This is a genomic window from Streptomyces sp. NPDC050448 (genome assembly GCF_040655295.1).
Taxonomy (GTDB): Bacteria; Actinomycetota; Actinomycetes; order Streptomycetales; family Streptomycetaceae; genus Streptomyces.
The window spans coordinates 1-13,593 of sequence record NZ_JBFAJR010000076.1 but is presented as its reverse complement, the minus strand read 5'-3'; the positions used below and the strand labels follow the sequence as shown (position 1 = coordinate 13,593).

Below are 13,593 nucleotides of genomic sequence, written 5' to 3'. Positions count from 1 at the left end.
CCGTCGAGGGCGCCGTCTTCGTGCCCGTCCTGCGCAAGGGCCGCCCCGAGGCGGAGACCCTCGTCACCGCCCTCGCCCGGGCCCACGTCCACGGCGTCCGCGTAGATTGGACCGCTTTCTACGCGGGCACCGGCGCCCGCCGCGTCGACCTGCCGACCTACGCCTTCCAGCGCCAGCGCTACTGGCCCGCCCTCTCCTCGTACTACCTCGGGGACGTCGAGGCGATCGGCCTCGACGACACCGCCCACCCGCTCCTCACCGCCGGTGTCGCCCTGCCCGACTCCGACGGCATGGTCTTCGCCGGACGCCTCGCCCTGTCCACCCACCCCTGGCTGGCCGACCACGCCATCCTCGGCAGCGTCCTGCTGCCCGGCACGGCCTTCGTGGAGCTCGCGACCCGCGCCGGTGACCAGCTCGGCTGCGACCACCTCGAAGAGCTGACCCTCGAAGCGCCGCTCGTCCTGCCCGAGCGCGGCGGCGTCCAGCTGCGCGTCCGGGTCGGTGCCGACGACGGGACCGGCCGCCGCGCGTTCGCCCTGCACTCCCGCGCCGAGGGCGTCGCCGCCGAGGAGCCCTGGACCCGGCACGCCGCCGGTGTCCTCGCCGAGGACGCCCGCCCCGCCGCGGACTTCGACCTGACCGCCTGGCCCCCGGCCGGCGCCACCGAGGTCCCGCTCGATGGCCGCTACGACGCCCTCGACAGCATCGGCTTCGCCTACGGACCCACCTTCCGGGGCCTGCGTACGGCCTGGCAGCTCGGCGGAGCCGTCTACGCCGAGGTCGCCCTGCCCAAGGGCACAGAGGACCAGGCCGGCCGCTTCGGCCTGCACCCCGCACTGCTCGACGCGGCCCTGCACGCCATCGGGCTCGGCGGCATCGGCGCCGATGACGGCCAGGGGCGGCTGCCCTTCGCCTGGTCCGGGGTGTCGCTGTACGCGGGCGGGGCGAGCGCGCTGCGCGTCCGCCTCACCCCCGCCGGGGCCGAGGGCGTCCGGCTGGAGATCGCCGACGCCTCCGGCGCGCCCGTCGCGGCCGTCGAGTCGCTCGGACTGCGCCCGGTGACCACCGACCAGTTGCGGGCCGCCCGCGCCACCTACCACGAGTCGGTGTTCCGCCAGCAGTGGACCGAGCTCGCCGGCCTGACCGCTCCGGACCCGGCAGCCCCGGCCCCGTACGTCCTCCTCGGCGGGACCGAGCCGGGACACGGCGCGGACGGCGACCGTTACGCCGACCTGGCCGCGCTGGCCGCGGCGGCCGACTCTGGGACCGCCGTACCGGAGGAGGTCTTCTTCCACCTCGCCCCGGCACCCGCCCCGGTCACCCCCGAGGCCGTGCACGGTGTCGCACACCGGGTGCTGGCACTGGCTCAGGAATGGCTGGCCGACGACCGGTTCGCCGCCGCCCGGCTGGTCGTCGTCACCCGCGGTGCGGTCGCCGCGGCACCGGGCGAGGACGTGACGGACCTGGCCGGCGCCACCGCCTGGGGTCTGCTGCGGTCCGCCCAGACCGAGAACCCGGGCCGGATCGCCCTCGTCGACGCAGGTCCGGCCGAGGACCGTGCCGCGCTGCGCCGCGCGCTCGCCGCCGCGGAGGAGGAGCGCTTCGCCCTGCGCGAGGGCGCCATCCTCGTCCCGCGCCTCGCCCGCGTCGAGACCGGCCAGGCCGGCGACACCGCCTCCGGAGCCATCGACGGCGCCGACGCCTCCGGCCGGGCCGCTGCCTTCGGGCCCGAGGGCACCGTGCTGATCACCGGCGCCACCGGTGGGCTCGGCCGCCTGGTCGCCCGGCACCTGACCACCGTCCACGGGGTCCGCCGTCTGCTCCTCGTCGGCCGCCGCGGCGCCGACGCACCCGGCGCGGCCGAACTGGCGGCCGAACTCGCCGAGTCCGGTGCCACCGCCACCTGGGCCGCCTGCGACGTGGCCGACCGGGACGCCCTGGCCGCGCTGCTCGCCGGGATTCCGGCCGACCAGCCCCTGACCGCGGTCGTCCACACCGCCGGTGTCCTCGACGACGGCATCGTCTCCTCGCTGACCCCCGAGCGGCTGTCCGCGGTGCTCCGCCCCAAGGTGGACGCCGCCTGGCACCTGCACGAGCTGACCCGCGGCCTGGACCTGTCCGCCTTCGTGCTCTTCTCCTCCACCTCCGGCCTCTTCGGCGGCCCCGGCCAGGCCAACTACGCGGCCGCGAACTCCTTCCTGGACGCCCTCGCCCAGCACCGCCGCGCCCAGGGCCTGCCCGCCGCGGCCCTCGCCTGGGGCCTGTGGTCCGCCGCCGACGGCATGGCGGGCTCCCTCGACGCCGCCGACGTCAACCGGATGCGCCGGGCCGGAATGCCCCCGCTGACGGTCGCCGAGGGCCTGGAGCTGTTCGACACCGCGACCGGCCTCGACGACGCGGCCGTCGCCCTCATGCGGGTCGACACCGACGCCCTGCGCCCGCAGGCCGCCGCGGGCACCATCGCCCCGCTGCTGCGCGGGCTGGTCCGCGGCGTCGCCCGCCGCTCCGCCGCCGCCGGTGCCGTCGCCGCCGGGGCCGAGCCGGAGCTGCGGGCCCGCCTGGCCGGGCTGGCCCCGGCCGAACGGGACCGGGCCCTGCTGGACCTGGTCCGTACGCAGGTCGCGGCCGTCCTCGGCCACGCCGGTCCCGCGGCCGTCGAGTCGGGGCGGGCCTTCAAGGAACTGGGCTTCGACTCGCTCACCGCGGTGGAGCTGCGCAATCGGCTGAACGCCGCCACCGGCCTGCGCCTGCCCGCCACGCTGATCTTCGACTACCCGGACCCGACCGTCCTCGCCCGTCACTTGCGCACCGAACTGGCCGACGACACCGATCCGGACGCCGCACCGGCCGCCGGCCCGGCCGTCCCCGCCGGTCCCGGCAGCGCCGACGACGACGAGCCCATCGCGATCGTCGCCATGAGCTGCCGCTACCCCGGTGACGTCCGCACCCCCGAGGACCTCTGGGCGCTGCTGACGGCCGGTCAGGACGGCATCACCCGGCTGCCCGGGAACCGCGGCTGGGACACCGAGGCCCTCTACCACCCCGACCCGGAGCACCCGGGCACCTCCTACGCCCGCGAGGGCGGATTCCTGCACGACGCCGCCGAGTTCGACGCCGCGTTCTTCGGGATCTCCCCCCGCGAGGCCCTCGCCATGGACCCCCAGCAGCGGCTGCTGCTGGAGACCACCTGGGAGGCCTTCGAGCGGGCCGGGATCGCCCCGTCCTCGGTGCGCGGAAGCCGTACGGGCGTCTACGCGGGCGTCATGTACCACGACTACGGTGCCCGCCTGCACGCGGTGCCCGACGGCGTGGAGGGCTACCTCGGCACCGGCAGCTCGAGCAGCATCGTCTCCGGCCGCGTCGCCTATACCTTCGGCCTGGAGGGCCCTGCCGTCACCGTCGACACGGCCTGCTCCTCCTCCCTGGTCGCCCTGCACCTAGCGGCGCAGGCGCTGCGGGCGGGCGAGTGCAGCCTCGCCCTCGCGGGTGGCGTCACCGTGATGTTCACGCCGGGCACCTTCATCGAGTTCAGCCGCCAGCGCGGTCTCGCCGCCGACGGCCGCTGCAAGTCCTTCGCGGCCGCCGCCGACGGCACCGGCTGGGGCGAGGGCGCGGGCATGCTCCTGCTGGAGCGGCTCTCCGACGCCCGCCGCCACGGCCACCCCGTCCTGGCCGTGGTCCGCGGCTCCGCCGTCAACCAGGACGGTGCGAGCAACGGCCTCACCGCCCCCAACGGGCCCTCCCAGCAGCGGGTCATCCGCCAGGCCCTCGCCAACGCCCGCCTGACCGGCGCCGACGTCGACGTCGTCGAGGCCCATGGCACCGGCACCACCCTCGGCGACCCCATCGAGGCGCAGGCCCTGCTGGCCACGTACGGCCGCGACCACGACGAGGACCGGCCGCTGCTGCTCGGCTCGGTGAAGTCCAACCTCGGCCACACCCAGGCCGCCGCCGGTGTCGCCGGCGTCATCAAGATGGTCATGGCGATGCACCACGGCGTCGTCCCCAAGACCCTGCACGTCGACGAGCCGACCCCGCACGTCGACTGGTCCGCGGGTGCGGTGTCCCTGCTCACCGAGCAGGTCACCTGGCCCGACACGGACCGGCCGCGCCGCGCGGGCGTCTCCTCCTTCGGCATCAGCGGCACCAACGCCCACGCCATCATCGAGCAGGCCCCGGACACCCCGGCCCCTGCCACGGACCCGGACCCGGACCCGGCAGCGGCGCAACCGCCGTACGTCCCGGTCCTGCTGTCCGCCCGCGGCCCGGATGCCCTGCGCGCCCAGGCCCGCCGCCTGCACACCCACGTCCACACCGGCGCCGGCCCGAGCCCCGCCGACCTCGCCCTGTCCCTGGCCACCACCCGCTCCGCGCTGGAGCAGCGCGCCGCGTTCGTCGCGTCGGACCGTACGGAGCTGCTGCGCGGCCTGGACGCCCTGGCCCGCGGTGAGGAGACGGCCGGGCTGGTGCGGGGCACCGCACGCGAGGGCCAGACCGCGTTCCTGTTCACCGGACAGGGCAGCCAGCGGCTCGGCATGGGCCGCGAACTGTACGACACCCACCCGGCGTTCGCCGCCGCCCTCGACGAGGTCTGCGCCGAACTCGACCGACACCTCGAACTCCCGCTCAAGGACGTGCTGTTCGGGACCGACGCGGCCCTGCTCGACCGGACCGAGTACACCCAGCCCGCCCTCTTCGCCGTCGAGACGGCCCTGTTCCGGCTGCTGGACGGCTGGGGCCTGCGCCCTGACGTCCTGGCCGGCCACTCCATCGGTGAGATCACCGCCGCGCACGTCGCGGGGGTCCTCTCCCTCCAGGACGCCGCCGAACTGGTCGCTGCGCGCGGCCGGCTGATGCAGCAGCTGCCCGGCGGTGGTGCGATGATCGCCGTCCAGGCGTCTGAGGACGAGGTTCTGCCGCTGCTGACCGAGCGGGTCGGCATCGCCGCCGTCAACGGGCCGGCGTCGGTGGTCGTGGCCGGTGACGAGGACGCGGCTCGGGCCGTCGCCGCCGTCTTCGATGCCCAGGGCCGCAAGACCAAGCGCCTCACCGTCAGTCACGCCTTCCACTCGCCGCTCATGGACGGCATGCTCGCCGACTTCCGCAAGGTCGCCGAGGGCCTCGTCTACGCGGCCCCCCGCATCCCCGTCGTCTCCCTCCTCACCGGCGCCCCGGTCACCGACGAGATGGGCTCCGCCGACTTCTGGGTCCGCCACGTCCGCGAAGCCGTCCGCTTCCTCGACGGCATCCGCGCCCTGGTCGCCGCCGGAGTCACGGCCTTCGTCGAACTCGGCCCCGACGGCACCCTGTCCGCCCTCGCCCAGGACTGCCTCGCCGACGCGGCCGACCCGGCGGACCCCGCCGGGCCCGCCTTCTGCGTCCCCGTCCTGCGCAAGGACCGCCCCGAGGCCGAAGCCCTCACGACCGCCCTGGCGCTGGCCCACGTCCACGGAGCCACCGTCGACTGGACCGCGTACTACGCGGGCACCGGCGCCCGCCGCGTCGAGCTGCCGACCTACGCCTTCCAGCGCAAGCGCTACTGGCTCGACGTCGGCGTCTCCGTCGAGGACGTCCTCGCCGCGGGTCTGGACACCCCCGGCCACCCGCTCCTCGGCGCCGCCGTCCCGCTGCCCGCCTCCGACGGCCTGGTCCTCACCGGACGCCTGGCCGTGTCCACCCACCCCTGGCTCGCCGACCACACGGTCATGGACACCGTGCTGCTGCCCGGCACCGCCTTCGTCGAACTGGCGCTGCGGGCCGGCGCCGAGGTCGGCTGCGACACCGTCGAGGAACTCGCCATCGAGGCCCCCCTCACCCTCACCGAGCAGGGCGGCGTCCAGCTCCAGCTCGCCGTCGAGGCGGCGGACCCGACGGGCCGGCGGACCCTGACGCTGCACTCCCGCCCCGCCGACGCCGAGGCCCAGGAGCCGTGGACGCGGCACGTGACCGGTGTCCTCGCCCCCGCCGCCCCCGCCCGCCCCGCCGACCTGGCCACCTGGCCTCCGGCCGGTGCCGAACCCGTCCCCACCGACGGCTTCTACCCGGCCGCGGCCGCCGCCGGCCTCGGCTACGGCCCCGTCTTCCAGGGCCTGCGCGCCGCCTGGCGCACCGCAGACGCCCTCTACGCCGAGGTCGCCCTCGACGCCGCCCACGCCGCCGACGCCGACGCCTACGGCGTCCACCCGGCCCTCCTCGACGCCGCCCTCCAGGCCATCGGCCTCGGCGTCCCCGGCGGGGCCGACCCTGGCGACGGCGCCCGGCTGCCCTTCGCCTGGACCGGCGTCCGGCTGCACGCCGCCGGAGCGGCCGGCCTGCGCGTCCGGCTCACCCCCGGCGCGTCCGGTGGCATCGCCCTCGACGTCGCCGACTCCACCGGCGCCCCCGTCGCCACGGTCGACTCCCTGGTCCTGCGCCCGGTCACCGCCGCCCAGCTCGGCGGCGACCGCACCGCCGCCCACCACGAAGCCCTCTTCGGCATCGAATGGGCCCGCCTGCCGCTCGCCGCCGCGGCGGTGCCCGCCGACGAGCGGTGGGCCGTCCTCGGCGAGGACACCACCGGATTCCGCATCGGCGGCGCCCCCCTCGACACCCACACCGGCCTCGCCGCGCTCCGCGGGGCGCTCGCCGCCGGGGCACCCGCCCCGGACGTCGTCATCGTCCCGCTGACCGCCGCCGCGGGCACCGGCGGCCGCGCCGCCACCGCCCGCACCGCCGCGCACCAAGCCCTCGCCCTGGTCCAGGAATGGCTGGCCGAGGAACGCCTCGACGCCTCCCGGCTGGTGCTCCTCACCTCGGGCGCGGTGGCCGCCGTACCCGGGGAGCACGTCACCGACCTGCCCCACGCCCCGGTGTGGGGCCTGGTCCGCTCGGCGCAGTCCGAGAACCCCGGCCGGTTCGTCCTCGCCGACACCGACGGCAGCGACGCCTCGCTGGGCGCGCTGGCCGCCGCCCTCGCAGGCGACGAGCCGCAGCTCGCCCTGCGGTCCGGCGAGGCGCACGCCTTCCGCCTGCGCCGCATCGCCCGCACCGCCACCCCCGACGCCCCGGACACCGGAGTCCCGGCGCTCGACACCACGGGCACGGTCCTCGTCACCGGCGCCACCGGCACCCTCGGCAGGCTCTTCGCCCGCCACCTCGCCGACGTCCACGGCGTACGCAACCTGCTCCTGCTCAGCCGCCGCGGCGACGCGGCACCCGGCGCGGCCGACCTGACGCGCGAGCTGACCGACCGCGGGGCCGACGTCACCTGGGCGGCCTGCGACGCCGCCGACCGGGACGCCCTCGCCGCCGTCCTGGCCGCCGTACCCGCCGACCGGCCGCTGACCGCGGTCGTCCACACGGCCGGTGTCCTCGACGACGGCATCATCGACTCCCTCACGCCCGAACGCCTCGACACCGTCCTGCGGCCCAAGGTCGACGCGGCCTGGAACCTGCACGAGCTGACCGAGGGCCACCCCCTCGCCGCGTTCGTGCTCTTCTCCTCCGTCGCGGGCTCCTTCGGCGCCCCCGGCCAGGGCAACTACGCCGCGGCCAACGCCTTCCTCGACGCCCTCGCCCAGCACCGGGCCGCCCGCGGCCTCACCGCCGGCTCCCTCGCCTGGGGCCTGTGGGCGACCGAGGACGGCATGGCGGGCGCCCTCGACGAGGCCGACCTGACCCGCATGGCCCGCGCCGGCGTCACCGGGCTCACCCCCGAGGACGGCCTCGCCCTCTTCGACACCTCCCGCACCCTGGACGACGCCGTCCTCGTCCCCATGCGCGTCGAGCAGGCCACCCTGCGCGCCCAGGCAGCCGACGGCACCCTGCCGCCGCTGCTGCGCGGACTCGTCCGCACCCCGGCCCGCCGCGCCGCCGACAGCTCGACCGGCATCCGCCCGGCCGCCGCAGCCTCCGCCACCGAACCGGCCGACGCCCTGAAGGGCCGCCTCGCGGGCCTCCCGGCCGCCGAACGCGACCAGGCCCTGCGCGAGCTGGTCCGCGCCCAGGTCGCCGCAGTCCTCGGACACGGCACCCCCGACGACGTCGACGCCGGGCGCGGCTTCCTCGACCTGGGCTTCGACTCCCTCACCGCCGTCGACCTGCGCAACCGGCTCACCGCCGCTTCCGGGCTGCGGCTGCCCGTCACGCTGATCTTCGACTACCCGTCCCCCGCGGCCCTCGCCGCGTACATCGGGGAACGGCTCGGCCAGGGCGACCCCGGCCGCCCGCCGGTCCACGCCGAAATCGACAAGCTCGAATCGATCCTCTCGACCGTCGCCCCCGACGACGTCGACCGCGCGGGCATCACCGCCCGGCTGCGAGATCTCCTGGCGAAGTGGAATGACACGCACAGTGCAGCACCGGACAGCGCCGCCGACGAGCGGGACATCCAGGCCGCCACGGCCGACGAGCTCTTCGACCTCCTCGACGACGAACTCGGCCTGTCCTGACCGCAGGGACCGGACCACCACCCAGACCACTTTGACCACCACTTCGACCACCGGGATGGCGTAAAGACATGGTGAACGAGGAGAAGTACCTCGATTACCTCAAGCGGGCGACGGCCGATCTCCGCGAGGCGCGCCGACGGCTGCGCGAGGTGGAGGAACGCGACCAGGAACCGATCGCGGTCGTCGCGATGAGCTGCCGCTACCCCGGCGGCGTCGACACCCCCGAACGCCTCTGGGAGCTCGTCGCCGCCGCCACGGACGCGGTCACCCCCTACCCCGACGACCGGGGCTGGCCCACCGAGGTCCTCTACGACCCCGACCCCGAGAGCGGCATCGAGGCGTACGAGAAGGTCGGCGGATTCCTGCACGACGCCCACCACTTCGACCCCGCGTTCTTCGGGATCTCCCCCCGCGAGGCCCTCGCCATGGACCCGCAGCAGCGGCTCCTGCTGGAGACCTCCTGGGAGGCCTTCGAACGCGCCGGGATCGACCCCGAGACGCTGCGCGGCAGCCGCACCGGCGTCTTCGCGGGCCTCATGTACCACGACTACGCCGCCCGGCTGTTCAGCGTCCCCGAGGAGATCGAGGGCTTCCTCGGCAACGGCAGCTCCGGCAGCATCGCCTCCGGCCGGATCGCCTACACCCTCGGCCTCGAAGGCCCCGCCGTCACCATCGACACGGCCTGCTCCTCCTCGCTCGTCGCCGTCCACCTCGCCGCGCAGGCCCTGCGCAGCGGCGAGTGCGACCTCGCCCTCGCGGGCGGCGTCACCGTCATGTCCACACCGGGCACGTTCACCGAGTTCAGCCGCCACCGCGGCCTGGCGGGCGACGGCCGCTGCAAGTCCTTCGCGGCCGCCGCCGACGGCACCGGCTGGGGCGAGGGCGCGGGCATGCTCGTCCTCGAACGCCTCTCCGTCGCCCGCGCCAACGGCCACCCCGTACTCGCCGTCATCCGCGGCTCCGCCGTCAACCAGGACGGCGCGAGCAGTGGACTGACCGCCCCCAACGGCCCCTCGCAGCAGCGCGTCATCCGCGAGGCCCTCGCCGGAGCCCGGCTCTCGGCCGCCCAGATCGACGTCGTGGAGGCCCACGGTACCGGCACGACGCTGGGCGACCCCATCGAGGCCCAGGCGCTGCTGGCCACGTACGGGCAGGACCGCCCGGAGGGCCGGCCGCTGCTCCTCGGCTCCGTGAAGTCCAACCTCGGCCACACCCAGGCCGCCGCGGGCGTCGCCGGCATCATCAAGATGGTCATGGCGATGCGCCACGGAGTCCTGCCCAGGACCCTGCACGTCGACGAACCCACCCCGAACGTCGACTGGTCCGAGGGCGCCGTGCGGCTGCTCACCGACACCGTGCCGTGGCCCGAGACCGGCGCCCCGCGCCGTGCGGGCGTCTCCTCCTTCGGGATCAGCGGCACCAACGCCCACACCATCATCGAGCAGGCCCCGGCAGAGGCCCCGGCGGCCGCGGAGCCGGAAAAGGCTCCGGCCGCGCCGCCGGTGCCCGTACCGCCGCTGTGGAACCTGTCGGCCAGAACGCCGGCCGCCCTGCGGGCCCAGGCAGGGAAGCTCCACGCCGACCTGACCGCCCACCCCGGCGGCCCGGACGCCACGGACGCCACGGACATCGCCCACTCCCTCGCGAGCGGCCGCACCGACTTCGAGCACCGCGCCGTCCTCACGGCCACCGACCGGGCCGGGCTGCTGCGCGGGTTGGAACTGCTCGCACAGACCGGCCCGGAGGAACCCGCACCGGGGGTCACCCGGGGCCGCCCGGTGCCGGGCAAGCTGGCGTTCCTGTTCACGGGTCAGGGCAGCCAGCGGCTCGGGGCGGGGCGTGAGCTGTACGACGCCTTCCCGGTGTTCGCGGCCGCGCTGGACGCGGTGTGCGACCAGATGAAGCTCGAACTGCCGCTGAAGGAGGTGCTGTTCGGGTCGGATGCTGCTCTGCTGGGCCGTACGGAGTACGCGCAGCCCGCGCTGTTCGCGGTCGAGGTGGCCCTGTTCCGGCTGGTCGAGTCGTGGGGCGTCAAGCCGGACTTCGTCACCGGTCACTCCATCGGTGAGATCGCGGCCGCGCACGTGGCGGGTGTGTTCTCGCTGGAGGACGCGTGTGCGCTGGTTGCCGCGCGGGGTCGTCTGATGCAGGCGCTGCCGTCGGGCGGTGTGATGATCGCGGTGCAGGCGTCGGAGGACGAGGTCCTGCCGCTGCTGACCGACCGCGTCGGCATCGCTGCCGTCAACGGCCCGCGGTCGGTGGTCATTTCCGGGGACGAGGACGCCGCGCTGGCCGTGGTGGCTTCGTTCGCCGACCGCAAGAGCAAGCGGCTGACGGTCAGTCACGCCTTCCACTCGCCCCACATGGACGGCATGCTCGACGCCTTCCGTGCGGTGGCCCAGGGGATCACGTACGCGGCTCCCCGCATCCCGGTGGTGTCGAACCTGACCGGTGCACGCGTCACCGACGAGATGGGTTCGGCGGAGTTCTGGGTCCGCCACGTCCGCGAGGCCGTCCGCTTCGCCGACGGCGTCCGCGCCCTCGCCGCCCACAACGTCGTCCACTTCCTCGAACTCGGCCCGGACGCCGTCCTGTCGGCCCTCGCCCAGGACTGCCTGGCCACCGACGCCGATGCCGACGACACCGCCGCCTTCGTGCCGCTGCTGCGCGCCGGACGGTCCGAGACCGAGACCCTGACCGGAGCCCTCGCCCGGCTGCACGTCCGCGGCACGCCCGTCGACTGGGCCGCCTACTACGCCCACAGCGGCGCCCGCCGCGTCGACCTGCCCACCTACGCCTTCCAGCGCGAGGCGTTCTGGCTCGACGCCGGCCGCCCCCACGGCGACGTCTCCGCCGCGGGCCTGGGCACCGCCGACCACCCCCTGCTCGGCGCGGCCGTCGCCCTCGCCGACCTCGACGGCTTCCTGTACACCGGCCGTCTCGCCCTCGACACCCACCCCTGGCTCGCGGACCACACCGTCATGGGGTCGGCCGTCCTGCCCGGCAGCGCGTTCGTCGAACTGGCCGTCCGGGCGGGCGACCAGGTCGGCTGCGACCTGCTGGAGGAGCTCACCCTCCACGCCCCGCTCGTCCTGCCCCAGCACGGCGGCGTCCAGATCCAGCTGTGGGTCGGCGCCCCCGACGCCACCGGCCGCCGCCCCCTCGGCGTGCACTCCCGTCCCGAGCCCGCCACCGACGCGGCCGACCCCGCCGCGGCCGAGCGGCCCTGGATCCGGCACGCCGACGGCGTCCTCGCCGTCGGCGCCCCGCAGCCCACCTTCACCGCCGAGACCTGGCCCCCGGCCGGCGCCGTGCCGCTGAACGTCGACGACCTGTACGCCGGACTCGCAGAGGCCGGCCTCCAGTACGGCCCCGCCTTCCAGGGCGTCCACGCCGCCTGGACGGCCGACGGTGCGACGTACGTCGAGGTCGAGACGGGTACCGGAACCGGTGAACAGGACGCCGACGCCGCCCTCTTCGGGCTCCACCCGGCACTCCTCGACGCCGCCCTGCACACCATCGGCGCCGCCGGACTCGTCGAGGACACCGGCCGCGGCCGGCTTCCGTTCTCCTGGACCGGGGTGGCCCTGCACGCCGTGGGCGCCGCCGCCCTCCGCGTCCGGCTCACCCCGGCCGGCCCGGACACCGTCTCCCTCGCCCTGGCCGACGGCACCGGACAGCCCGTCGCCGACATCGCCGCGCTCACCCTGCGCCCGGTCTCGGCCGAGCAACCGGACACCGGCCGGGGCGGGCCCCACGACTCCCTGTTCGAGGTGGCCTGGCCCCCGCTGGCCCTCGCGGCCCCGGCCGGCGCCGCGGACTCCGCCGACAGGGACGTCCTGGTCCTCGACGCGCCGTCCGCCGACACCGCCCTCGACACGGCTCTCGACTCCGGCGCTCCCGCACCCGGCACCGTCCTGGTACGGCTGCCCGCCGCGCCGCAGCTCACCCCCGAGGCCGTCCACGCGGCCTCCCACGCCACGCTCCGCCTGCTGCGGCGCTGGCTCTCCGACGAGCGGCTCACCGACAGCCGGCTCGTCCTCCTGACCCGGGGCTCGGTCGCCGTCCGCACCGGCGACCGGGTTCCGGACCCCGTCCACGCGGCCGTCTGGGGGCTGGTGCGCTCCGCGCAGGCCGAGCACCCAGGTCGTTTCGTCCTCGTCGACACCGACGGCGACGACACCGCGGCCCCCGTCCTGGACGCCGTCCTCGCCGCGCAGGAGCCGCAGCTCGCCCTGCGCGCCGGCACCGCACACGCCCCCCGCCTGGCCCGGACCGCCCCCGGTTCCACGGTGGCCGGGGGGGCCGTCCCGTCGTACGACGCCGACGGGACCGTCCTCGTCACCGGGGCCGCGGGCACCCTCGGCCGGCTCGTCGCCCGCCACCTCGTCGCCGAGCGCGGCGTACGCCACCTGCTGCTGCTGAGCCGCCGCGGCGACACCGCCCCCGGGGCCGCGGACCTGACCCGCGAACTGGCCGGGCTGGGCGCCGAGGTGACCTGGGCGGCCTGCGACGCCGCCGATCGGGAGGCGCTCGCCGCCGCCCTGGCCGAGATCCCCGCGGCCCACCCGCTGCGCGGCGTCGTGCACACCGCCGGAGTCCTCGACGACGCCGTGATCGACTCCCTCACGCTCGAACGCCTCGACGCGGTCCTGCGGCCCAAGGCCGACGCCGCGCTCCACCTCCACGAACTGACCCGCGGCCTGGACCTGTCGGCGTTCGTCCTGTTCTCCTCGGCCGCGGGCGTGTTCGGCGCCCCCGGCCAGGGCAACTACGCCGCCGCGAACTCCTTCCTCGACGCCCTCGCCCAGCACCGCCGTGCCCAGGGCCTCCCGGCCGTCTCGCTGGCCTGGGGCCTTTGGGGGGACACCGGCGGGATGGCGGGCACCCTGGGCCGGGCCGACCTCGACCGGATGAAGCGCGGCGGCGTGGAAGGACTCTCCGCCGCCGACGGCCTCGCCCTCCTCGACCTCGCCGACACCCTCGCCGCCGCCGACGGCGGGGTGGAACGGGCGCTGCTCGTCCCGATGCGGCTCACCCCGCCCGCCGCCGGGACGGACGTGGCCCCGCTGCTGCGCGGGCTCGTCCGTACGCCCGTACGACGCGCCGCCGCGGCCGGGGCCGGCCGCGGCGGGCGCGCCGGGGCCGAGCCCTCCGCGCTCGA

General features: G+C 76.2%; 1 protein-coding gene and 1 pseudogene. Both read left to right on the top strand.

Annotated features, from left to right (window positions below):
• Window positions 1–20 precede the first annotated feature (20 nt).
• Window positions 21–8,429 (top strand): annotated as a pseudogene (locus tag AB0I68_RS38065) (type I polyketide synthase); the annotation flags it as partial.
• Window positions 8,430–8,497: 68 nt separating this feature from the next.
• Window positions 8,498–13,593 (top strand): type I polyketide synthase (locus tag AB0I68_RS38060; protein ID WP_363182020.1); only part of this gene is annotated, 5,096 nt, incomplete at its 3' end.